The organism is Pseudomonas sp. TH43 (genome assembly GCF_016650635.1).
Lineage (GTDB): Bacteria > Pseudomonadota > Gammaproteobacteria > Pseudomonadales > Pseudomonadaceae > Aquipseudomonas.
In genome coordinates, this window is the sequence record NZ_JAEKFI010000002.1 from 23,698 (window position 1) to 46,244 (window position 22,547).

The 22,547-nt window shown below is 60.1% G+C and carries 18 protein-coding genes; 12 read left to right on the top strand and 6 right to left on the bottom strand.

The window, feature by feature from the left end:
* Positions 1-122: 122 nt before the first annotated feature.
* From JFT81_RS07035 to JFT81_RS07045, 3 genes are read right to left on the bottom strand one after another with little or no spacing between them, the layout of a single operon-like run.
* Entirely contained in the window at positions 123-1,061 is a 939-nt protein-coding gene (locus JFT81_RS07035; protein ID WP_201226699.1) for a DUF4880 domain-containing protein, read from the bottom strand.
* A 31-nt stretch (positions 1,062-1,092) separates the two neighbouring features.
* Positions 1,093-1,644 carry an RNA polymerase sigma factor gene (locus JFT81_RS07040; protein WP_007913935.1) on the bottom strand — a complete coding sequence of 184 codons (552 nt, stop codon included), beginning with the start codon at positions 1,642-1,644 and terminating at the stop codon, positions 1,093-1,095.
* A complete protein-coding gene (locus JFT81_RS07045) occupies positions 1,641-2,306 on the bottom strand; it encodes a secretin and TonB N-terminal domain-containing protein (RefSeq protein WP_201226700.1) in 666 nt (221 codons plus the stop codon). The genes JFT81_RS07040 and JFT81_RS07045 overlap by 4 nt, the downstream gene beginning before the upstream one ends.
* Before the next feature lie 207 nt (positions 2,307-2,513).
* On the opposite strand from JFT81_RS07045, the gene JFT81_RS07050 reads away from it, so the two are divergent.
* Entirely contained in the window at positions 2,514-2,828 is a 315-nt protein-coding gene (locus JFT81_RS07050) for a hypothetical protein (RefSeq protein ID WP_201203069.1), read from the top strand.
* 767 nt (positions 2,829-3,595) lie between these two features.
* On the opposite strand, the gene JFT81_RS07055 is transcribed toward JFT81_RS07050, so the two are convergent.
* Entirely contained in the window at positions 3,596-4,036 is a 441-nt protein-coding gene (locus JFT81_RS07055; protein ID WP_201226701.1) for a carboxymuconolactone decarboxylase family protein, read from the bottom strand.
* A gap of 311 nt (positions 4,037-4,347) precedes the next feature.
* On the opposite strand from JFT81_RS07055, the gene JFT81_RS07060 reads away from it, so the two are divergent.
* From JFT81_RS07060 to JFT81_RS07070, 3 genes are all read left to right on the top strand, one after another.
* Positions 4,348-5,781: a PLP-dependent aminotransferase family protein gene (locus JFT81_RS07060; RefSeq protein ID WP_201226702.1), complete on the top strand. Its 1,434-nt coding sequence runs from the start codon at positions 4,348-4,350 to the stop codon at positions 5,779-5,781.
* Between the two features lie 123 nt (positions 5,782-5,904).
* Entirely contained in the window at positions 5,905-6,198 is a 294-nt protein-coding gene (locus JFT81_RS07065) for a putative quinol monooxygenase (RefSeq protein ID WP_016984406.1), read from the top strand.
* A gap of 223 nt (positions 6,199-6,421) precedes the next feature.
* Positions 6,422-6,826, top strand: coding sequence for a cupin domain-containing protein (locus JFT81_RS07070; protein WP_201226703.1), 405 nt, complete (start codon positions 6,422-6,424; stop codon positions 6,824-6,826).
* Between the two features lie 54 nt (positions 6,827-6,880).
* Here the strand turns inward: JFT81_RS07070 and JFT81_RS07075 are convergent.
* Positions 6,881-8,103 (bottom strand): IS3 family transposase gene (locus JFT81_RS07075; RefSeq protein ID WP_201226704.1). Its coding sequence is split into 2 segments (ribosomal slippage): positions 6,881-7,752 and positions 7,752-8,103, totalling 1,224 coding nucleotides; the frame shifts between segments, so codons are not numbered across the junction.
* 267 nt (positions 8,104-8,370) lie between these two features.
* On the opposite strand from JFT81_RS07075, the gene JFT81_RS07080 reads away from it, so the two are divergent.
* Complete coding sequence (locus JFT81_RS07080; RefSeq protein ID WP_201226705.1) at positions 8,371-9,084, top strand: ATPase; 714 nt, start codon at positions 8,371-8,373, stop codon at positions 9,082-9,084.
* A gap of 164 nt (positions 9,085-9,248) precedes the next feature.
* Here JFT81_RS07080 and JFT81_RS07085 read toward each other — a convergent pair whose 3' ends face one another.
* The gene (locus JFT81_RS07085; protein ID WP_201226706.1) at positions 9,249-14,144 is read right to left on the bottom strand and encodes an NAD-glutamate dehydrogenase; all 4,896 of its coding nucleotides are present in this window, start codon (positions 14,142-14,144) and stop codon (positions 9,249-9,251) included.
* A 504-nt stretch (positions 14,145-14,648) separates the two neighbouring features.
* Between JFT81_RS07085 and JFT81_RS07090 the strand changes: the two genes are divergently transcribed.
* From JFT81_RS07090 to JFT81_RS07120, 7 genes are all read left to right on the top strand, one after another.
* Positions 14,649-15,002, top strand: a complete 354-nt coding sequence (locus JFT81_RS07090; RefSeq protein WP_201226707.1) for a hypothetical protein — start codon at positions 14,649-14,651, stop codon at positions 15,000-15,002.
* Positions 15,003-15,271: 269 nt separating this feature from the next.
* Complete coding sequence (locus JFT81_RS07095) at positions 15,272-16,231, top strand: MoxR family ATPase (RefSeq protein ID WP_003218556.1); 960 nt, start codon at positions 15,272-15,274, stop codon at positions 16,229-16,231.
* Between the two features lie 5 nt (positions 16,232-16,236).
* Complete coding sequence (locus JFT81_RS07100) at positions 16,237-17,181, top strand: DUF58 domain-containing protein (protein WP_201226708.1); 945 nt, start codon at positions 16,237-16,239, stop codon at positions 17,179-17,181.
* The gene (locus JFT81_RS07105; protein ID WP_064119837.1) at positions 17,178-17,675 is read left to right on the top strand and encodes a DUF4381 domain-containing protein; all 498 of its coding nucleotides are present in this window, start codon (positions 17,178-17,180) and stop codon (positions 17,673-17,675) included. Before JFT81_RS07100 ends, JFT81_RS07105 begins: the two co-directional genes overlap by 4 nt.
* The gene (locus JFT81_RS07110) at positions 17,668-18,747 is read left to right on the top strand and encodes a VWA domain-containing protein (RefSeq protein ID WP_201226709.1); all 1,080 of its coding nucleotides are present in this window, start codon (positions 17,668-17,670) and stop codon (positions 18,745-18,747) included. Before JFT81_RS07105 ends, JFT81_RS07110 begins: the two co-directional genes overlap by 8 nt.
* Positions 18,744-20,492 (top strand): tetratricopeptide repeat protein, encoded by a 1,749-nt coding sequence (locus JFT81_RS07115; protein ID WP_201226710.1) that lies wholly within the window; start codon positions 18,744-18,746, stop codon positions 20,490-20,492. The genes JFT81_RS07110 and JFT81_RS07115 overlap by 4 nt, the downstream gene beginning before the upstream one ends.
* Positions 20,489-22,126: a BatD family protein gene (locus tag JFT81_RS07120; RefSeq protein ID WP_201226711.1), complete on the top strand. Its 1,638-nt coding sequence runs from the start codon at positions 20,489-20,491 to the stop codon at positions 22,124-22,126. The genes JFT81_RS07115 and JFT81_RS07120 overlap by 4 nt, the downstream gene beginning before the upstream one ends.
* Positions 22,127-22,547: the final 421 nt, after the last annotated feature.

Sequence of the window (22,547 nt, forward strand, 5' to 3'; positions counted from 1 at the left end):
CGTATTAGGCCAGTTCGCCTGCCCGAGAATAGGGCGGGCCCACTGATAACGGTATGACTGTAAGGAAGCCTTCGCGAGCAAGCTCGCACGGGGGTGGTGGTGGTGGTGTTGGCGGGTGTGGGTTAGCTGAGGACGACTACGCCGCCGGGTAGTTCGGTGCATTTGATGCCGTAGGCATCGCGGATGAGCAGTGCGACGCCGGCGAGTTGGTCAAGGCTAAAGCGAGCCTGCACCCGGCGTTGGCCGAGTTCGCGGTTGAGCAGCAGCAACATGCCGGGGCGGTAACGGTTGATTTCGTCGATCATCTGGCTGAGGGTCGCGCCGTTGAAGACCAGCACTTGTTGGCGCCAGTTCATCACTGCGGCTGTGTCGACGCTTTGTACGCTGCCGACTTGTCGCGCGTCGTAGGTCACCTGCTGTCCCGGTTCAAGACGCAGGCTACGCCCCTCAACATCCACTTCAACCGCACCATCAAGGCAAGTCACGCAGACTTGTTGATCAGTGTTACGCAAGTTGAAACGCCCCTGACTGGCCCGCAACCACCCTCCCCCAGCCTGCATCGCCAACGGCAACCGCGCGGTCTGCACTTCAACTTCACCACTAACCAGCTCAAAACCCTGAACACCCTCAGACACCGCACGCTGATTAATCCGCGTCTGAGTATTCAGCTCCAGGCTCACACCCTGCGCCGGTTCGAAACGACGCTGCTGGCCGACTTCAGTGATGTAGTCAGCGCCCAGCCCTTCAAAGCCACCGGGAATCGTCCCGCGCACCAGCAAAAACGCCGCCGACGCAGCAATCGCGCCACCGAGAAAAGCACGTCGGCCAAACCCGCGCGGTGCCTGCATCTGCTCCACGGCCGGTTGCAGTTGCTGCCACAACCGCTTGGCATCTTCGAACGCGCGGGCATGTTCGGCACTCCGCTCGCACCATTCGCGCAATGCGCGGGCGTCGGCCACGGTGGCGCTACCGGAGGTCAGCAGGACCAGCCAGTCGCGGGCTTCGCTGTGCAGATTGTCGGCCGCCGATGGCTCAGCAGGTGTCAGTCGAAAGATGTTCAAACGCGCAGATTCTCAACGAATTGATCGGGCACTATTCAGAAGACGGTTTTCCGGCCCCGCGACCGAACCGCTGAAACACTTTTCTTTCCAGTTTCGCGGCACAAAAGCCCAATGCGGCTTTGATTTCCTTCTCGACCATGCGCGTGGAAATGCCGAAACGCTGGGAAATTTCCAAGTGCGGCGCCTCTTCCAGACGCGCCGCAATGAAGATCTTGCGACGCCGTGCCGGTAGCTCGTACAAAGCGCTGAGCAGCGACTGGATTTCCTTTTGCCCGCCCACTACCCGCGCCGGGTCGAGGGCTTCGTCGCCGATTTGCAGCAGTTCCTCGACTTCCTCGCCGGTGAGCAGGCGCGCATCGGCCTGACGGCGGTCGGCGGCGATGTTCAGGGCCATGCGATAGAGGTAGGCATTGGGCCGCAGGACGTTCGGCGGCGTCTCCATGCGGTCGACGCGCAGGTAGGTTTCGTGCAGCACGTCGTTGGCCAGATCCTCCGAGCCGAGACGCCTGCGCAGGCGCACCCGAAAGTCCTCGTAGGACGTCAGGAACAGCTGGACCATCGAACCTTGTCCGGTGTCTTTCATCCCCCGGAAACTCCTTCCCATTTCGTGCATTCCATGCGTTTTCCTGACGACTCCGGTAACAACAGCAACGTGACTGGCTGACGCAAGGCGCTGGGCGTCGGCCGGTCGATCTTGAGATTGCGAAAACTTTCCACCAGCGCGTTGTCGCGCCGTATATCGCCGGTCGATGTGACCAACCGGTTGTGCTGCACCACGCCGTCGCGGCCGACCCACACCTGCAACACCGCGCGATAACTGCCCGGGCGGGTCAGCGGCGAGCGGCACAGGTTGCGCTCGATTGCCGCTTGCACCGCCGTGGCGTAACTGCGGTTGACGGCGACGCTTTCGGGCGTCTGTTTTTGCGGCGGCGTCGGTACGTCTTCGACCTGCGCCACTTGCAACGTGAACGCGTCGTCACGGGCATAACGCGCCATCAAACCACTGCCGCCGAGCAATCGACGCAGGGCATCGGCGGCGGTGTATTCACCGTCCACCGCCAACGAGCGACGACCGCGACTCAACTGGCTGTCGACCAGCACCGCAACGCCAGTGGCGTGGCTGTACTGATCCAGCGCGCGGGCCAGATCCTGTGCCGGAATGTGCAGCGTCATCCGCAGGTCCGCCGGCACCGCGTCGGCCATGGCGTGGCCCGCCGCACAGCCGAGCAGCCACCCCAGACACATCCGGCGTACAAGTCTCGTTGAACGCTGAAAACCGTCCCTGGAAATGCCTCGCTGCACGGCTGACGAATCCTTGGAAATCGTCATCCTGAGGGCTGTTTATGAATCTGGTGTGACGGGCGGTGCAAAAAAACCATCACGGGAATTGCGCAAGGCTTGCACTAGACTCAAGCCATAGCGCGGCCTCTCCGGGCCGGCCAGGAGGCGAGCATGAAAACACTGTGGCGATTGAGCCTTGGCGGGCTGTTGTTGATGGCGCTGTCGAGCACTTATGCCGAGCAGCCATTGGGCTGTGTGGAGGTGACAGTTGGTGGCTACAAGGCACCGAATTACGACTGTTTGAGCCAGCAGATGGGCAACAACCCTGAAGGCGCTGCGGCGGCGGAGAAGAATCAGGAGGCGCTGAATGTGCCGGTTAATAAGCGGCCGCCGAATCAGGTTGGCCTGGCGACACCGGCGGCGACCAGTACGCGGATGGGCAACACCTTCGGCACCTCGGTGAAACCGCAACGGCCGGCGAATTAAGTGAATATCGAGATTGGAAGATCGCAGCCTGCGACAGCTCCTACAGGGGATAAAAAACGCGACATCCAACTGACTGAAGATCCATTGTGGTGAGGGGATTTATCCCCGTTCGGCTGCGCAGCAGTCGTAAATCGGGTGCACCGGCTGTGCCTGATGTACCGAGTTCTGAGGTTTTGGGGCTGCTACGCAACCCAACGGGGATAAATCCCCTCGCCACAGGGGGAGTGTGTACGTTAGCCGCTTGGGGTTTGGCGGAAGCTGACGGCTCGGCGGTTCCACGCAGCCTGCGGCAGCTTCTACGGGGGATAAAAAACGCGACATCCAACTGACTGAAGATCCATTGTGGTGAGGGGATTTATCCCCGTTCGGCTGCGCAGCAGTCGTAAATCGGGTGAACAGGGTGTGCCTGATGTACCGAGTTCTGAGGTTTTGGGGCTGCTTCGCAACCCAACGGGGATAAATCCCCTCGCCACAGGGGAATGTGTACGTCAGCCGCTTGGGGTTTGGCGGAAGCTGACGGCTCGGCGGTTCCAGCTTAGGGAGCCTTCAAGATCAAAAGATCGCAGCCTGCGGCAGCTCCTACGGGGGATCAAGAGACCTGGCTGAACGAACAACCATTGTGGTGAGGGGATTTATCCCCGTTGGGTTGCGAAGCAGCCCCAAAACAATCCGACGTTGATCTGTCAGGTAGACCGAGTCCGCTGGATTGGCGACTGCTGCGCAGCCGAACGGGGATAAATCCCCTCGCCACAGGGGGAGTGTGTGCGTTAGTCGCTGGGGGTTTGGCGGAAGCTGACGGCCAGGCGGTTCCAGCTGTTGATGGTGGTGACGGCCATGGTCAGGTCGACCATTTCGCCTTCGTTGAATTGCTCGCGCGCGTGCTGATATACCTCATCCGGCACGCGGCTTTCCGCTAACAACGTCACCGCCTCGGCCCAGGCCAGCGCCGCACGCTCGCGCGGGTTGAAGAAGTTGCTGTCGCGCCACACCGCGATCGCAAACAGACGCCGATCGCTCTCCCCGGCTCGTCGTGCGTCGACCGAATGCATGTCGGTACAGAATGCGCAGCCGTTGAGTTGTGAGGCGCGGATCCTGATCAATTGCAGCAGCGGCTGCTCGATACTGAGGTTGGCGGTCAGCGCCTCCATGGCAATCATCGCTTTCATCGCCTTGGGCGAAGCGTTGTAGTAATCCAGGCGCGGGGACATGGCGGTTCTCGGTAGACGGAATAATGACTTCACCGTAAACGCCGAAAGCGGCGCATTACAGCCCCAATTGCACGGAAAACCGCTACACCATTGCCTCCTGCCCCTGCGCAGATCCCCTGTGGGAGCGAGCCTGCTCGCGAAGGCGTCAGGTCAGTCAGGCCATTTTTGAATGACACACCGCATTCGCGAGCAGGCTCGCTCCCACAGGGGTTAGTGACCAATTTGGAGTTTTTCGGGTAGGCAACTATTGCCGGTCCCACAACAGCGGTAATCTGGCGGGCACGCCTAATAGCCTCGGGAGCCTCGTCGGTATGGAACTTCATGTCGTGATCAACGGCCGCAAGGATCTTGCTGGTCAGTTGTATCAGCAGCTGCGCGGGGCCATCGAGTCCGGGCGCCTGGCCGCTGGCACGCAATTGCCGCCCAGCCGTTTGCTCGCCGAGCAACTGGGTATTTCGCGCAAGACCATTTCCGACACCTACGCGCAGCTGACCTACGAAAACTTCCTCACCGGGGTCATCGGCAAAGGCACTTACGTCAACGCGCGTCCGGCGCAGATTCAGCGCAAACAGAGTCACACCGAACTGGCCAGTGCCGAGGTGATCGAGAGCTGGCGCAATCTGCCGGTATTTCTGCGCCATCCGACGCTGGAAGGCTCGCTGCGCTACGACTTTATCGGTGGGGCGACCAGCAAGGGCCAGTTTCCGCAGGATGACTGGCGCCGCTGCGTCGCTCATGCGATGCGGCAGATGGGCCAGTCCAAAGGCTTCTACAGTGTTGCCGAAGGCCTGCCGGCGCTGCGCAATGCGATTGCCCGGCATATCGCGTTTTCACGGGGTATCAATTGCCAGGACGAAGACATCGTCGTGTGCAACGGCGCGCAACAGGCGCTGGACTTGATCACCCGTGTATTGATCCGCCCCGGCAGTCTGGTCGCCATGGAGGATCCGGGTTATCCGCCAGCACGTCTGTTGTTCGGCACCCATGGCGCCGAAGTGGTCGGGATTCCGGTGGACGCCGAAGGCATTCAGGTCGAACACATCCCCGATGGCACGCGCCTCATCTATGTCACGCCGTCGCACCAGTTCCCGCTGGGCATGCCAATGAGTCAGGCGCGCCGCGAAGCCCTGCTGGCTCGCGCCCACGAACTGGGCGCGATCATCATCGAGGACGACTACGACAGCGAGTTTCGCTACGAAGGGCGGCCTACCGATTCGTTGTTCAATCTCGACCAGCGCGGCATCGTCGCTTATGTCGGCACTTTTTCGAAAACCCTGTTACCCGAGCTGCGCCTGGGTTACGCAATTCTGCCGCCGGCTATCCTTGAAGCGGTAATCCGCGCCAAGCAACTCACCGACCTGCACGCCTCCACCCTGCCGCAATGGGCGCTGGCGAAGTTCATCGCTGAAGGCTGCCTGCTCAAACATATCCGCCGCTGTCACGCGATTTATGCGCAGCGCCGCGAGCGGATTCTCGCGCGGATGGCCACCGATCTGGCGCCATGGCTGGACGCGGTGCCTGCCAGCGCCGGCTTCCACATGGCGGTGTTCTGCAAGGTGCCCATCGACCTGCCGCTGGTGATCGAACTGGCGAAAAAAGTCGAAGTCGGCCTGTACTCCATCAATGGTTTTTATCATCAGCAGCCCGCGAAAAACGGCCTGTACTTCGGCTTTGGCGCCATCGAAACCCTCGACATCGATATCGCTCTGGATCGCCTGCGCGACATTCTGCAACAAGTTGCCTGAATGATTGGTCTGGGCGATTAACCGCCGATTGGTTATTGGTGATCAGCAGGTGCAGGCCTATTCTGCACAGGCGTTATCCCTCAGTGAGCAGGATTCGTCCGGCCTGATTCAGGAGTGTGAGCAATGTCCAACGAAGTGATCAATACGGTCCAGGTGCAGGCTGCCGCAGGCCGCTCGGATGAACTGGGCAGGCAGCTGCAGAAGATCGTCGAGACTCTGCGCGAAACCCCGGGCTGCGATTCCTACCTGGTCGACCGCTGCCCCGAGGACAGTCACCGCTGGACGGTCAGTGCGCGCTGGCAATCGGAAGCGGCGATGCAGGCGCACTTCAACCGGCCCGAGGCGCAAGGGTTTATTGACCTGATCGATAGCCGATTGGCCAATAGCGTCGATTTCAACAGCTTCCCTATCGTCTGATCTGACGCCATCGCTGGCAAGCCAGCTCCCACAGGGTTCAGCGTCGTTCGATAATTAAATGAACGACACAAAACCTGTGGGAGCTGGCTTGCCAGCGATGGCGTATCTGGAAGCGCTGAAAATCCACAGATTGGTCACCTGATCTTCCCGAATATTGGCCGTTTGAATGCACCTCCCCGCGGACTACTGTGATTGCACCCCCAACCCTCACAGGTAATCCGCCATGAAACGCCTGCCCTTGCTCGTCTCTGCCCTCGCCTTAAGCCTTTGCGCCTCGGCCGCTTTCGCCCACGACCCGTCCGAAAAGGTCACCGTGCTGCAAGACCAGATGCTGAAAAACGCTCCCGGCAAAAAAGCCATGATGATCGAGGTCGACTACAAACCCGGTCAGTCCTCCATCGCCCACAAGCACGACGGCACTGCGATGGCCTACGTGCTCGAAGGTGAAGTGATTTCCCAGGTCAAGGGCGAACAGGCGATCACCTACAAGAAGGGCCAGTTCTGGTACGAGCCCGCCGGCTCCGAACATCTGGTGTCGAAGAATGCCAGCAAAACCAAACCCGCCAAGTTGCTGGTGTTCATGGTGCTGTCCCCGGATGAGCAAGTGCTGATCCCGCTGAAAAACTGATGGATGTTTAATCAGCCTGTCTAGTCCTGAAATAGGTTTACACCTATTTCGTTCTCAAAACGCTCGATGCACCGCATCGGGCGTTTTGCATTTCAACGATAGATGCGGTCGCTTGCTGTTGTAGATGTTTACTGACTCGTCGACCATTTGAACCGCCTCAGCCAGATCTTTGGGTCGGTGAAGCAGAAACTCTGTCTTCAAGATTCCGTTAACCCGCTCTGCCAAGGCGTTCTGATAACAGTCATACCCATCGGTCATCGAGCACAGGATTCCATGCTTGGCATGCAGCTTCTGGTAGAGGTCAGAGCAATATTGCGAGCCGCGATCCGAGTGATGCACCAGCGCCTGATCGGTTCTTCTGCCCCGTAAAGCCTTGTTCATCGCTTGAATGACTGATTCGGCGTGCAAGGTTTCATGCACGTGATGACCAACGATCTTGCGAGAGTAGGCATCTGTAACCAAGCTCACGTACGCAACGCTTTGCTCGGTGGGTAAATACGTTATGTCCGCGACCCAGACCTGTTCGGGACCAGTGGCGGTCACTTGATCGGGGCCAGGTTTCAACCGGTTGGGATGTCGGCGGAAGCGATGATGACTGTCAGTGGTCTTGTGATAGGCGCGCTTGCGTGGCACCAATTGGCGACTATCTCGCAGGATATCGAACAGCCGGTCGCGACCGACTGTGCGCGATAGCTCCGGCTCGGACTGCATAAGGCCATGCAACTTGCGAGTGCCCAGTCGAGGCATCTGAAGGCGTGTTTCCAAGACAAACCCCAGCACTTTTCGGGCATGGCTGACTTGCGCGTCATAAGCCCGGTTTCGCTTGTAGTACGCCTGCGGGGAAATACCCAGAAACTGGCAAGCCCTGCGAATACTCAGGCCTTGGATTTGCCCTTGGGTGAGGACTTGCCGGATCGCTTTTTTACGACAGAAACACCGTAATCATTCTTCAACACGTCAACGACCGCCTCGAAGAACTGGGCCTTCTGATTGGCAAGGGCGAGCTTTTCTTCAAGCTCCTTGATTCGCTGTTCAGGCGTCAGCGGCAAACTTTGTTCGTCCATCGGTCGGCTCCTCTGGGCGCGAATAGAGGCGCCCTGGCTCCAGTCCTGCCGCCCATGCTTGCGTAGCCACACCAACACAGTCGACCGACCCTGAATTCCATAGCGCCGTTGAGCCTCTTTATAACTCAACTCGCCTTTTTCAACCTGATCAACGACTGCCAATTTAAAGCCCAGCGTGTAATCACGCTGGCTGCGCCTTTTTCCCGTATCCATTGATTCCTCCTGAAGATAAGTCAGAAGGTGTAAACCTTATTCAGGACGAGACAGCCATAAATAAAAAGGCGCAAATCATCGATTTGCGCCTTTTTATTTCTCGGCGCAATTAACCGAATCGGCTTACAGCAAATAAAACTATTCAACAGCAAACTTGACAGCAAATTGTCAGCTTGCTTACAGCCTCGCGGGTTTAGTCTGAATTAACGGTCAACAACGACCACCACTCAAACTTTCCGACTGATGTTGTTTCACGGGAGAAACACCATGAAACTTGCCTTTGCCAGTACCTTGGCGATATCGGTTCTAGCCTTGTCCGCCTGCTCGGTGCCCACCGCACCGAAAGCCGTTTCATCACTCGACACGCTGTTCACACAACCGATCGGCCGCAGCAGCGCCGGCCAGGTCAAAAGCGGCCCTGGCGTATCGCTTGGCGTGGTCTACAGCCCAAGCACGCAGAGCAACCGCGAATACCTGCGTGACTATCAGGCCAATGCCGGCACCGGTTTCGGCCAGAGCCTGCTGGTGCAACCGATCCATGACGCCTACGTTGCCACGTCAAAACCAGACATGGCGGTGGATTGGGTCAACGCCTCCCTGCAACGTCAGTTCGGTTCAGTGACGGTGTATCCGGACATGCAAAGCCTGCGCGCGGCCCGGCCGGACGTGGTCGCCATCGTCGACACCCACAGCCAATTGATCACCTCGCGCAGCTCCGATATCAAGGCCGATGTCAGTGCCGATTTTTATGATGCGCGGTTGAACTATATCGGTACGGCGAAAGGCTCGGACGCGAAAGAACTGACGCCGGTGTGGGCGGACTTCAAACGTTCGGAAGAGATTGTGGCTGATATTAATCAGCAGCAGGATGTGCAAGTTCGGGCGCTGCAGAAGTTTGACCAGTCGCTCAGTAATTTATTGACCAGGCCGACAGATAAAGTGTCGATGCTTGATAGTAAACAAGGTCAAAAGTTGTATTGATATAAAAGACGTCATCGCGAGCAGGCTCACTCCTACAGGGGGAGCGCATTTCACCTGTAGGAGTGAGCCTGCTCGCGATGAGTCCATAACAGCCACCTAAAAACCTCAGGCAGAAAAAAGCCCCGGCATCTCACGATACCGGGGCTTTTTCATTCAGCGCTTACTTAAGCCAGCTCAGGCTCGGCATTGGCAGTGACAGGTGCCACCACCGCTTGCCCACTCAAGGCCAGATCCAGCAGCTCACGGTTGGCCACCGCATACATGGCGTAGTCCGTGCCGCTCGCCGCACGAATTTCCACCAGCATGGCGCGCCAGCGCGAGATCATGCCTTCGTGCTGTTCCATCCACAGCGCCAGACGTGCTTCCACGTCCAGAGTGCCGTCGCCCTGTTGCAGGACGGAGATGGTGATCGCACGTTGCTGCCAATCGACATCGTCACGGAACGCTTCACGGGCCAGGGCTTGCCAGTTGTTTTCAACTGGCAGCGCGCTGATCTGTTGCAGGTACCAGGTGATGTCGAGCGCACTGCCCACGGCGAAGTAGGCTTTCGCCACTTCTGCAGGGTTCTGGCCAGTCACGTCGGAGGCTTCGATGATCGGCAGCAGGGTGTACAGGTGCGAGGTGCCCGCAACCATACGCGCCAGCAACTCCGGCACACCGGCTTCGACGTACGCCTGATAACGCGCCTGCCAGTTTTCACGGATTTCGCCGCTGAGCAGTTCGTCGAGCTTCAGACCCAGCTCTTTCAGGTGCGGACCGAAGTGCGCCGTGTCACGGGCAGCGTTCTGCTCGTTGCGACGGGCACGCAGGAACCAGCGCGTAGCGCGACGGCCCAGACGCATCAACTCGTCCATCAGCTCCAGCTGGACGTCAGCGCTGACCTGGTAGTCCAGCGCTTCGATCTGACGGAACCAGTGCGGGAGGTGGAAGATGTCGCGCACGATCACATAAGCGCCCGCCACGTTCGCCGGGCTCATGCCGGTCGACTCTTTGAGTCGTTGAACGAAGGTGATGCCCATGTGGTTGACCAGATCGTTGGCGATCTGGGTGCTGACGATCTCGCGTTTCAGGCGGTGACGACGCATGGCTTCGGAGAACTTGCTGACCAGGGTCGGCGGGAACGCCGTTTCCATGTCGCGGGTCAGGTAATCGTCGTCCGGCACCAAGGAGCCCAGCAACTGCTCCTTGAGGTCGATCTTGCTGTACGAGATCAGTACCGACAGCTCAGGACGGGTCAAGCCATGGCCATCGGCGATGCGCTCGGCCAGTTGCTCTTCGGTCGGCAGGAACTCGATGGCGCGATCCAGCTTGCCGCGGCCTTCCAGATCGCCCATCAGACGCTTGTACTCAGCGATGCGCTCGTAGGCACGACGCGCTGCCAGAGACAGCGCCTGAGTCTGCTTGTAGTTGTTGCCCAGCACCAGACCACCGACTTCGTCGGTCATGCTCGCCAGCAACTGGTTGCGTTGCTTGTCGGTCATGTCGCCGGCCTGAACCACCTCGTTCAGCAGGATCTTGATGTTTACTTCGTGGTCGGAGCAGTCAACGCCACCGGCGTTGTCGATGAAGTCGGTGTTGGAACCGCCGCCATTCAGACCGAATTCAACACGACCCAGTTGGGTCATGCCGAGGTTACCGCCCTCGCCCACGACTTTGCAGCGCAGTTCGTTACCGTTCACGCGCAGTGCATCGTTGGCCTTGTCGCCAACATCGGCGTGGCTTTCAGTGCTGGCCTTGACGTAAGTACCGATACCGCCGTTCCACAGCAGATCCACCGGCGCCTTGAGCAAGGCGTTCAGCAGTTCGGTCGGGGTCAGCTTGTCGGCCTTGATGTCGAAGCGTTCTTTCATCTGCGCCGAGATAGCAATGCTCTTCGCGCTGCGCGAGAAGATACCGCCACCTTCGGACATGATGCTGGTGTCGTAATCGGTCCAGGCCGAACGCGGCAGCTCGAACATGCGCTGACGCTCGACGAAGCTGGTCGCCGGGTTCGGGTTTGGATCGATGAAGATGTGCAGGTGGTTGAAGGCCGCGACCAGTTGCAGCTTGTCGGACATCAACAGGCCGTTACCGAACACGTCACCGGCCATGTCGCCGACGCCCACTACGGTGATGCTGTCTTCCTGAACATTGATGCCGCGCTCGCGGAAGTGACGTTGTACGCCAACCCACGCGCCTTTGGCGGTAATGCCCATTTTCTTGTGGTCGTAACCCGCCGAACCACCGGAGGCAAACGCGTCACCCAGCCAGAAGCCGTAGTCGATGGCGATGCCGTTGGCGATGTCGGAGAAGGTTGCAGTGCCCTTGTCCGCTGCCACGACCAGGTACGGGTCATCGTCGTCATGACGCACGACGTTGACCGGCGGCACCAGTGCGCCGTCTTTCAGGTTGTCGGTGATATCCAGCAGACCCGAGATGAAAATGCGGTAGCAGGCGATGCCCTCGGCCGCGATCTCGTCACGGCTGCCGCCCAATGGCAAGCGACGCGGCAGGAAGCCGCCCTTCGCGCCCACTGGCACGATGACCGAGTTCTTCACTTGTTGAGCTTTTACCAGGCCGAGGACTTCGGTACGGAAGTCTTCTTCACGGTCGGACCAGCGCAGGCCACCACGGGCGACGTTACCGAAGCGCAGGTGTACGCCTTCAACGCGTGGCGAGTAGACGAAGATTTCAAACTTCGGCACTGGCTTCGGCAGTTCAGGGATCGCGTGCGGGTTGAACTTGAAGCTGAAGTACGACTTGTTCTGGCCGTTGGCATCAGTCTGGTAGAAGTTGGTACGCAGGGTCGCTTTTATCAGGTCAAGGTAACGACGCAGGATGCGGTCTTCGTTGAGCACCTGAACATCGTCCAGGGCGTTCAGAATCGCTTGTTCCAGACGCTGTTGCTTGTCTTCCAGATCGTCGTCGCTGAGTTTGCGCGCCAGATAGAAGCGAGTCTTGAACAACCGGGTCAGCTCGCGAGCGATGTCGGTGTGGTTGTTCAGGGTGCTGGCGATGTAACCCAGGTCGAAGCCCAGACGAATCTGCTTCAGATAACGCGCGTAAGCACGCAGCAGCGCGACGTCGCGCCATGGCAGACCGGCAGTCAGTACCAGACGGTTGAAAGCATCGTTTTCGGCATCGCCGCTGACGATGTGAATGAACGCGTCCTGCAACGTGTCGTTGAGCTGCTGGATGTCGAGGTCCAGGCCTTCAGCGGCAGTGAACGCGAAGTCGTGAATCCAGAACTCGCGGCCATTGGTGTGGCGCAGACGGTACGGGAACTCGCCCAGCACGCGCAGGCCGAGGTTTTCCAGAATCGGCAGAACGTCGGACAGCGCCAGCGGCGTGTCGGCGTGATACAGCTTGCAATGCAACTCGCGTTGGCCAGAGACCTGACCCAGCGGCTGATAGAAGCTCATCACCAGCGGATTTTTTTCGTTCAGGCTCAGCAGGTGCTGCATGTCGACCACGGCCGAATGCGCAGCGAAACGCTCGCGGTAGCCCGCCGGGAAGCCTTTCGGGAAGTCCGCCAGCACGTTGGTGCCATGGGCTTCGCCGAAGCTTTCGACCGTCAGTGCGGCGTAGTCGTCCTGCCAGCTGCGGCAGGCCTGCACGACTTCTTTTTCCAGCAGCAGCGGATCGATGTCGAGACGGTTTTTCGGGTCGACACGCAGGATCAGCTGTACGCGAGCCAGCACGGACTCAGAGAAGAATGTCCAGAATTCGCAATCGGACGCCTTCAGGCGTTCCATCAAGACTTGCTGGATCTTCTGGCGAACTTCGGTGGAGTAGATGTCGCGCGGCACGTAGGCCAGGCAGTAGCAGAAGCGACCGTACGGGTCTTTGCGCAGGAACACGCGAATCTTGTTGCGTTCCTGGATCTGCACGATCGACATCACGGTGCTGAACAGTTCGTCGACCGGGGTCTGGAACAGGTCGTCACGCGGCAGGACTTCAAGCACCTGCGCCAGTTCCTTGCCCAGGTGCGCCTTGGACTGGAAGCCGGAACGGTGTTCGATTTCAGCGACCTTGCGGCGGATGAACGGGATGACCCGCACGCTCTCGCCATACACCGAAGAGGTGTACAGGCCCATGAAGCGGTGTTCCTTGATGACCTTGCCGTCGGCGTCGATTTCACGGATCGACACGTAGTCCGGGTAGGCCGGACGGTGTACGCGGCTTGGGTGCGCAGCCTTGGCGAACGACAGCAGGGTCGGTTCGCGCAGGTAGTTGACGGCGTAGTCTTCGATGCGCAGGTCATCGTAGGTCAGGCCGGTGCGCAGCAGCTTGGTCAGGCCGAGGAAGGAGTTCTGGTCGTACTCGATGTGGCCGCCATCGGCCTGATCGGTCACCACGAACTCTTCGTAGCCGAGGAAGGTGAAGTGGTTGCCCACCAGCCATTCCAGGAAGCTTTTGATTTCGTTCTTTTCGTCGGCGTCGACGGCAAACGCGCTGTTGTCGAGCTGGGTGAGGATTTCCTGCACCTTGGCTTTCATCGGTTCGAAATCGGCGACCGCGACGCGGACTTCACCGAGAACCTGCTCCAGCTCTTTGCTCAGCACATTCAGTTCGGCCGCGTTGGCGCAGCGGTCGATTTCCAGGTACATCAGCGACTCTTGCAGAATGCCATCGCCCTGGGTGCCTTTCGGCAGAACTTCCAGCAGCTCGCCCTTGCTGCCACGACGTACGCTGAGCACGGTGGTTTGCAGGGTGTGGATGCTGTAGCCGCGGCGGTTCAGCTCGGTGCGGACCGAGTCGACCAGAAACGGCAGGTCATGGTGCAGGACTTCGACCGCGGTGTGGGTCGACTGCCAGCCATGACGTTCGTAATCGGGGTTGTAGACGCGCACTTGCGGTTGCGCGTGATCGAAGCGCTCAAGCAGGCGCCACGCAGAGAGAGTACAGCCAGCGAGGTCGGAGAGGCGACGTTGAGTCAGCTCGTCCAGAGAAATGATGCCGAAGAATTGTTCAGCGAACAGCGCCACTTGTGGCAGTGCCTGTTCACTGATGTGCTGCGCCAGTGCCGCTTGCAGTTGGTGCTGGAAGTCGGCTTTGCTGGCTGCGGTGAAGAACGCCATCTGTGGTACTCCGCTTAAGCTTGTTATTGATGGAAAGCGTCGCGTGCAACACCCCTTTCGGGGCTTGTGTCGCCCTGTTCCTGATTCTCGGGCAGAGGAAACAGGGGGACAGGTGGGTGAAGCTGGACGAGACACTCAGGTCACATTCACCTTCCATAGAATGGGCATCTGCAAAAACGACTGCCAGGGCTGCCGACAATGCCTTTACGGGTGCTCATCCGTTGCGCAGCTTAATGGGTGCGACAATGTGTCTGCTTGCGGTGCTGCGACATATTCGGTCATTGGCACGTAAACGAGGGCTTTCGCACCGGTAAACACTAGCACTCGTGGCGCAAAACGCTGGCCTGAATCCCCGTTTTTACGGTACATGCGTGCCAGAAATGATCATTGACCCACGTCTTGTTCACGACACATCCTCTGACACTCTCACATGCAGAAATTCCCGAGGGCTGGCAGAATCGCGCCCATTAGCGACCAACACGCCCCTTGAGGCAGGAATTGACCATGCAAATGACCACCGCCCTACTGATCGTCAACCCGTGCGACGACGAAGAAGACAACATGGCCATGCTCTGCTGCCATAGCGACAAGGGCGACATGTTCCTGATGAGCCGCTATCCGGACGAGGATGAGCTGGAGATTACGCTGGATGGCGAGCCTTCTACCCTGGAGGGCGTGAAAGTCACCCTGAGCAAGACCCTGCTGAAGATCGAAATCGCCGCGGCGGATGCCGATGTGCTGAATGGCGATGATGTGCTGGAGATCAGCTTTAACCCGGATATGGTGGATATGGATGAGGTTGAGGAAACCTTGAAGAACATCCTCGATGGGACGGGTACCTTCATTAACGAAATTTGATGTCGTCTGGGCTGGCCCTATCGCGAGCAGGCTCACTCCTACAGTTCGGTTGTACGACGATCCATTGTAGGAGTGAGCCTGCTCGCGATGGGGCCGGCACAGGCAACCAATCACTCCCCGCTACAAAAATCCAACAATTCCCCCAGTCATTTCCCGCACTTTGCGCAAAATGCCGTTAGTCGCCACCCCCCGCGATGGATTAAAGTAACGCCCCCAGCCCCGGCGTTATTCGAACGCCTGTGGCCACCCCTTTCCAGGAACAGTCACCGATGGAACATCGTGAAGCGCTGCTGGCGCTGCGAACCTTTCTTTCAACGCAGATTCTCGGCCAGGAAAAACTCATCGAGCGTTTGCTCATCGCCTTGCTCGCCGACGGCCACATGCTGGTCGAGGGCGCTCCGGGCCTGGCCAAGACCAAAGCGATCAAAGAACTCGCCGAGGGCATCGAAGCCCAGTTCCATCGCATCCAGTTCACCCCCGACCTGTTGCCGGCCGACATCACCGGCACCGAGATCTATCGCCCGGAAACCGGCAGTTTCGTGTTCCAGCAAGGGCCGATTTTCCACAATCTGGTGCTGGCGGACGAAATCAACCGTGCGCCGGCCAAGGTGCAATCGGCGCTGCTCGAAGCCATGGCCGAGCGTCAGGTCAGTGTCGGCCGCAGCACGTACGAACTGTCACCGCTGTTTCTGGTGATGGCCACGCAGAACCCGATCGAGCAGGAAGGCACGTACCCACTGCCGGAAGCGCAGCTCGACCGCTTCCTGATGCACGTCAAAATCGGCTTCCCCGACGCCGCCGTCGAACGCCGCATCCTCCAGCAAGCACGTGGCGAAGCGCTGAACGGTGAAACCAAGCCGGAACGCCGCGTGAGCCAGCAGGCGATCTTCGCCGCGCGCAAGGAAATCCTCGGTCTGTACATGGCCGACGCCGTGGAGGAATACCTGGTGCAACTGGTCATGGCCACGCGCACGCCGGCCAAGTTCGACCCGGAAATGGCCGAGTGGATCGCCTATGGCGCCAGCCCGCGTGGCTCGATTGCCCTCGACCGCTGCGCCCGCGCCCATGCCTGGCTGGCCGGTCGCGACTTCGTCAGCCCGGAAGACATTCAAGCCGTGCTGTTCGATGTGTTGCGTCACCGCATCATTCTGTCGTTTGAAGCCGAAGCCGCCGGCATCGATCAGGATCGGGTGGTGCAGCGGATTCTCGACGTCGTAGCCGTCGCTTGACCCCCATGAACGCCCCCCTGCCGTCCGAACCGGGCATCCGCATCAGCCTCACCGACCTGATCGAGATGCGCCACCGTGTGCGTGAAGTGCAGCTGTTTTCCACGCCGAGTCAGCGCAGCCCGCTGATCGGCCTGCATCACTCGAAATTCCGAGGCCGTGGGGTCGACTTCGATCAGGTGCGGGTCTATCAGGCCGGCGACGACGTGCGCACCATCGACTGGCGCGTGACCGCGCGTACGCAAGAGCCGCACACCAAGCTGTTCCATGAAGAACGCGAACGGCCGATCTTCATCATGGTCGAGCAAAGCACGCGGCTGTTTTTCGGCTCGGGACTGATGTTCAAATCGGTGCTGGCAGCGCAAGTGGCGGCACTGATCGGCTGGGCGGCGCTCGGCCACAACGACCGCGTCGGCGGACTGGTGTTTGGCGACAACGAGCACTACGAAATAAAGCCACGGCGTAGCAAACAGAGCCTGCTCCAATTGCTCAATCGTCTGGTCAAGGTCAATCAATCGCTACACAGCGAGCGCGAACCGGATCGCGATGCGTTTGGCGTCGCCCTGCGCCGCGCCCGCGAAGTGCTTCGCCCCGGCAGCCTGGCCATCGTGATCTGCGACGAGCGCGCACTGTCCGACAGCGCCGAACAACAGCTGAGCCTGCTATCGCGTCACTGCGATCTGCTGATGCTGCCAATCTCTGATCCGCTGGATCACGCCCTGCCCGCTGCCGGGCTTTTGAGATTTGCCGAACGTGGCGCGCAGCTTGAAATCGACACGCTCAACTTCGACCTGCGCCAGACCTACCGCGCGCAAGCCGAAGCGCGAATCGCGCGCTGGGAACTGCTCGCGCAAAAGCTGCGCGTGCTACTGATGCCGCTGAGCACGCAAAGCGAGATGGTCGAGCAGATGCGCGAGTTCCTCAATCCGCAGCGTCCGGGGAAAGGTCGATGAACGGCCTCGAACAACTGCAGCCGCTGATCTCGCCGCCACCGATTGCCTTCTGGCCACCGGCGCCGGGCTGGTGGCTGCTGCTGTTGTTATTGCCGCTGCTCGGTTTCGCCGCGTGGAAGCTGCGCCGCTTCATTCCCATGAAGAAACGCCCGATCGTGCGTGCCGAACAGCCACTCGACCCGGTGCGCATCGCCGCCCTCGCCGAACTGGCACAAATGCCCAAACCCTACGACGGCGCTCCGGCCGGCGCTTGGCTGCAACAACTCAACGGCCTGCTCAAACGTCTGTGCCGCAACCATTACCCTTACAGCCAGAGCCACACCCTCAACGGGCGTAAATGGCTGGCCTTCCTCGACAATCGCTGCCCGGCGGCCGGCCTGACGCGCTGGATGGTGTTGGTCGAAGGCGCCTACAAACCGGAATGCAAACTCGACGACAAAGCCATTGCCGGCCTGACTCAAGCCGTCGACACGTGGATTCGCAAACATGTTTGAGTTCGCCTGGCCGTGGATCTTTGTGCTGTTGCCGCTGCCGTGGGTGATGCGTCTGGTGCTGCCGGTGGCCGACAGCGGCGAGCCGGCGCTGAAGGTCAGCTTCCTCGCTGATCTGGAAGGTCTCGCCCGCCGCCGTGCCCGCGCCAATCTGCCGGCGTGGCGCCAACAAGCGCCGTTCATGCTTCTGTGGCTGTTGCTGCTGACCGCTGCTGCCCGCCCGCAATGGCTGGGTGAGCCATTACCGATTGCCGCCAGCGGTCGTGATTTGCTGGTCGCGGTAGACGTGTCCGGCTCAATGGACTTCCCCGACATGCAGTGGCAGGACGAAGACGTCAGCCGCCTCTCCCTCGTTCAGCATTTGCTCGGCGATTTCCTTGAAAGCCGCGACGGCGACCGGGTCGGTTTAATCCTGTTCGGCAGTCAGGCCTATCTGCAAGCGCCGCTGACCTTCGACCGACGTACCGTGCGTGTGTGGCTCGACGAGGCGCGGATCGGCATCGCCGGCAAAAACACCGCCATCGGCGACGCCATCGGTCTGGCGCTGAAACGCCTGCGCATGCGTCCGGCACAAAGCCGCGTGCTGATTCTGGTTACCGACGGCGCCAACAATGGCGGTGAGATCGATCCGTTGACCGCCGCCAGACTCGCGGCCAGCGAAGGCGTGAAAATCTACCCGATCGGCATCGGCGCCAACCCCGAGGACAGCGGCTCGACCGGCCTGCTTGGCGTCAATCCGAGCCTGGACCTCGACGAGCCTGCGTTGAAAGCCATCGCCGAGGTCACTGGCGGCCAGTATTTCCGTGCTCACGACGGCAAGGAACTGCAAGCCATCAAAGACACACTCGACCAGCTCGAACCAGTGACTCAACAACCGACTCAGGCGCGCCCGGCACAAGCCTTGTACCACTGGCCTCTGGCGCTGGCGCTGTGGTTGAGCCTGTTACTGGTCGCCCGTGAATTGTGGCCGGACAACCCGCTGCAACGCCTGTTCAGCAAGGAGCTTTATCTGCAAAGTCCGCTGCCTGACTGGCGCGAGCGTCTCAAGCGTTTGCGCCTGCGGAGGCGCCGATGATCGCGCTCTGGCCGCACTGGTTCCGCCCTTGGTGGTTGCTGTTATTGCCGCTGCTGGGCTGGTTGCTCTGGCAACTGTGGCACCGGCAAAAACGCGCCGGACGCTGGCAGATGATTCTGCCGCCGGCGTTTCACGCCACCCTGCTCAGCGGCGGTAACGGTCGCGACAGCAAACTGCCGTGGATCGCACTGGGCGCGGCGTGGCTGCTGACCATTCTGGCGCTACTCGGGCCGAGCTGGGAGCGCGTCGAACAGACCAGCCAGAAACCCGCCGATCCCTTGGTGGTAGTACTTGAACTGACCCCGGAGATGCTCGCCACCGACTCCCCACCGAGCCGATTGGAACAGGCACGGCGCAAGCTGTTCGACCTGCTGCAGGCGCGCAGCGATGCGCAGACCGCCATCGTCGTCTACGCCGGCAGCGCGCACACCTTGGTGCCGCTGTCGGATGACCTGGCGACCAGTCGTAATCTGCTCGATGCACTCAAGCCATCGTTGATGCCGGAAAGCGGTCATCGCGCCGATCTGGCGGTGAGCAAAGCGCTGGCCCTGTTGAAACAGGGCGCACTGGGTCAGGGGCGGATTCTGCTGATCGGCTCGTCCTTGAACGAAGAGGAACGTCAAGGCATTCGCCGTGCGCTCAGCGGGCAATCTGCACAACTGCTGATGCTCGGCGTTGGCACCGCTGAAGGTGCGCCGATTGCCCAGGAGGACGGTAGCTTCCTCAAGGATGAGCAAGGCGCAATCCGTGTGCCGCAACTCGACAGCCCTGGCTTGAGCGCTTTCCTCAACAGCGTCGGCGGTGAGTACCACCCGGCCCGGCTCGACGAAGCGGATCTCGGTGCGCTTGGCCTGCTCAACGGGCCGCGCAGTTTGCGCGACGATGGCCAGACCGTGCGCCTCGACACTTGGGCCGATCAAGGTTACTGGCTATTGTTGCCGCTGTTGCTGCTGGCGGCCTGTGCCGGGCGTCGTGGCTGGTTGTTCTGCCTGCCGCTGCTGTTCTGCCTGCCGCAGCCGAGCTACGCTTTCGACTTTGAAGATTTGTGGCTGCGCCCGGACCAACAGGGCCTGCACTTGCTCAAGCAGAAACGCCCCGCCGAAGCGGCGCAACATTTTGAAGATCACCAGTGGCAAGGGGTGGCGTTGTACGAAGCCGGCGACTACAGTGGCGCCGCCCAGCGCTTCGCCGAGGGCAGCGATGCCCGCGCCCACTACAATCGTGGCAATGCATTGGCAAAAAGTGGTGAGCTGGAAGCCGCGATAGACGCCTACGAGCAGGCGCTGGAACTGCAACCGGATCTGCGCCCGGCGCAGACCAACAAGGCTCTGGTGGAAAATCTGCTGAAGCAGAAAAACGCGCCACCACCCGCCGAACCGGACAGCAAACCGGACAGCAAACCGAACGAACAGAGTCTGCCGGGCGACGAAACACCGCCCGCGACTGCGCCGCCACCGGCAGTAAAAAGTGAAACGCAAAGCGACGCGCAACCGGCCGAGCCCGCCAGCGAGCCGCCGCCGACCAGCCCACCGCAGCCAGGTCCCAACGAGGTGCCGGGCAGCGATGAGGAAGAGCAAACGGACACCGTGCCCACGCTGCGCCCGAGCGAAAATAACCTCGAAGGCGAGCAGCGCCAGGCATTGGAACAATGGCTAGGCAAGATCCCGGATGACCCGGGCGAACTGCTGCGACGCAAATTCTGGTACGAACAGCAACAACATCAGGATCAGGAAAACACTCGATGACCCGCTTCACCGCTCTCTTGCTGCCCCTGCTGATCTGCTCGGCCACCGCCCAGGCGGCCGAGCTGACCGCCAGCGTGGATCGCAGTCGCCTGAATTCCGGCGAGACGGTCGAGCTCACCCTCGAAACCAGTGATGTCACGCAGTTCGGCAAACCCGACCTGACACCGCTGGAACCGCTGTTCGAAGTGCGCGGCACGCGGCAGGTCAACCAGCTCAACACCCTCAATGGCGACAACCGCGCAACCACGCGCTGGATCATCACGCTGCTGCCCAAAGAGAATGGCAGCGTGGTGATTCCGCCGCTGCAAATGGGTGATGTGCAGAGCCAGCCGATCACTGTGCAAGTGGTCGAAAGCGACACCCGCGAAGACAAAAACAGCCTCGACCCGGTATTCATCGAAGTCAGCCTCGACCAGCCCAGCGTCTACGTGCAGGCCCAGGCAATCCTGACCCTGCGCATCTATCATTCGGTGTCGCTGTACGACGACAGCAGCCTGACCCCGCTGCAAATTGCCGATGCGCGCATTGAACAACTGGGCGATACCCGCACCTACGAGAAAGACATCAACGGTGTGCGTCACGGCGTCATCGAGATGCGCTACGCGATTTACCCGCAGCACAGTGGGTTGCTGACCATTACGCCGCAGACTTTCAGCGCGACACTGGTCGATACTCAGCCCGCTCAAGACGCAAGCGCGCAAGGGCCGAAACCGGGCAAGCTGATGCGCGTCAGTTCTTCAGAGATCCCGCTGACGGTCAAACCGAAACCCCTGACCTACCCCGCCGATGCCCCGTGGTTGCCGGCGCGCAGCCTGAGCCTCAGCGAAAGCTGGAACCCGGAGCCTGAGCATACTCAGGTCGGCGATTCGCTGACGCGCAGCCTGACACTCAAAGTCGAAGGCCTGGCCAGCTCGCAACTGCCGGCGCTACCCGCCACCGACGTCAACGGCCTGCGCCGTTACCCCGATCAACCCGTGTTGACCAACCAAAGCAGCGACCGTGGCCTGATCGGCAGCCGCGAAGAACGCGAAGCGCTGGTGCCCAGCCGTAGCGGTGCAATCGAACTGCCGACGGTGGACGTGGTGTGGTGGAACACCTTCGAAGATCATCTGGAACACAGCAGCCTGCCGGCGCGCACCCTGCAAGTGGCGAACAACCCAAGCCTGCAAGTCGACACCCCGGCCGGCACCCTGCAACCGAGCGTCGTTGATAACGATGTGTTGTGGTGGTGGAAACTCAGCACCCTGATTCTGGCCTGCACCACCCTGCTCGGCTTCGGCCTGTGGTGGCGCGCACGCTGGCAACCGGCGGTGCATCGCGCCGCACAAACCGGCCCGAGCCCGCGCACGTTGCTGGATGACATCAAGCGTGCGAGCCAGGCCAACGACCCGCAAGCCACGCGGCAGGCACTGGATGCCTGGGCGCGGCAGCAGCCGGAGACATTGGCGGACATGGCGGCGCGGTTTGTGCCGTTGTCGGATGCCCTGGATGGGCTGAATGGGGCGCTGTACAGCGAAACCGGCCAGCATTGGCAGGGTGAAGATTTGTGGCGAGCGATCCGCACGATTCCGACCGCTGAGCGCGTACACGACCCAGTGGGCGACAGTGGCCTGCCACCACTTTATCCGAAGTAAAAAATAGCTGAGGAAAATCGGAATCGATAGTTGAATTTCGTTGGTACTTGCTCGCCTTCGCGATAGGAGAAAACAAAAGCCTTCCAGGGTTCACCGCGCTTGACTGCGTTGGCCTGTAATTCGTCTACCAGACGAAGAATGATCGCGCCGTTGATGTCGTTCTCGACGTTCTAGGCCTCTACGCCGTCCTTCTCAACGCACAGCTGCGTCTCAATATATCCTCACCCAGTTCGACACCATAACGAAACGCATCATAGCCATGAACTACGCCGGTTTCGACCAGCTGGAAAATTTCCTGGGTAGTTTTTATATTTTCAGTGATCACTCTATTTAGCCCCTGCCAATTTATTCACACTTGATCAGCTGCTCAGAGCTCTGCTTACTGCTCCACTCACGATTGACTTCCCATTTATTGACTTTC

Excerpts from the sequence above, each read along its gene's own strand:
- JFT81_RS07045 (WP_201226700.1), bottom strand. The coding sequence starts at position 2,306 with ATGTGTCTGGGGTGGCTGCTCGGCTGTGCGGCGGGCCACGCCATGGCC.
- JFT81_RS07085 (WP_201226706.1), bottom strand. The coding sequence starts at position 14,144 with ATGGCGTTCTTCACCGCAGCCAGCAAAGCCGACTTCCAGCACCAACTG.
- JFT81_RS07080 (WP_201226705.1), top strand. The coding sequence starts at position 8,371 with ATGAAACTTGCCTTTGCCAGTACCTTGGCGATATCGGTTCTAGCCTTG.
- JFT81_RS07065 (WP_016984406.1), top strand. The coding sequence starts at position 5,905 with ATGTCCAACGAAGTGATCAATACGGTCCAGGTGCAGGCTGCCGCAGGC.
- JFT81_RS07095 (WP_003218556.1), top strand. The coding sequence starts at position 15,272 with ATGGAACATCGTGAAGCGCTGCTGGCGCTGCGAACCTTTCTTTCAACG.
- JFT81_RS07105 (WP_064119837.1), top strand. The coding sequence starts at position 17,178 with ATGAACGGCCTCGAACAACTGCAGCCGCTGATCTCGCCGCCACCGATT.
- JFT81_RS07055 (WP_201226701.1), bottom strand. The coding sequence starts at position 4,036 with ATGTCCCCGCGCCTGGATTACTACAACGCTTCGCCCAAGGCGATGAAA.
- JFT81_RS07100 (WP_201226708.1), top strand. The coding sequence starts at position 16,237 with ATGAACGCCCCCCTGCCGTCCGAACCGGGCATCCGCATCAGCCTCACC.
- JFT81_RS07090 (WP_201226707.1), top strand. The coding sequence starts at position 14,649 with ATGCAAATGACCACCGCCCTACTGATCGTCAACCCGTGCGACGACGAA.
- JFT81_RS07070 (WP_201226703.1), top strand. The coding sequence starts at position 6,422 with ATGAAACGCCTGCCCTTGCTCGTCTCTGCCCTCGCCTTAAGCCTTTGC.
- JFT81_RS07040 (WP_007913935.1), bottom strand. The coding sequence starts at position 1,644 with ATGAAAGACACCGGACAAGGTTCGATGGTCCAGCTGTTCCTGACGTCC.
- JFT81_RS07050 (WP_201203069.1), top strand. The coding sequence starts at position 2,514 with ATGAAAACACTGTGGCGATTGAGCCTTGGCGGGCTGTTGTTGATGGCG.
- JFT81_RS07120 (WP_201226711.1), top strand. The coding sequence starts at position 20,489 with ATGACCCGCTTCACCGCTCTCTTGCTGCCCCTGCTGATCTGCTCGGCC.
- JFT81_RS07110 (WP_201226709.1), top strand. The coding sequence starts at position 17,668 with ATGTTTGAGTTCGCCTGGCCGTGGATCTTTGTGCTGTTGCCGCTGCCG.
- JFT81_RS07115 (WP_201226710.1), top strand. The coding sequence starts at position 18,744 with ATGATCGCGCTCTGGCCGCACTGGTTCCGCCCTTGGTGGTTGCTGTTA.
- JFT81_RS07060 (WP_201226702.1), top strand. The coding sequence starts at position 4,348 with ATGGAACTTCATGTCGTGATCAACGGCCGCAAGGATCTTGCTGGTCAG.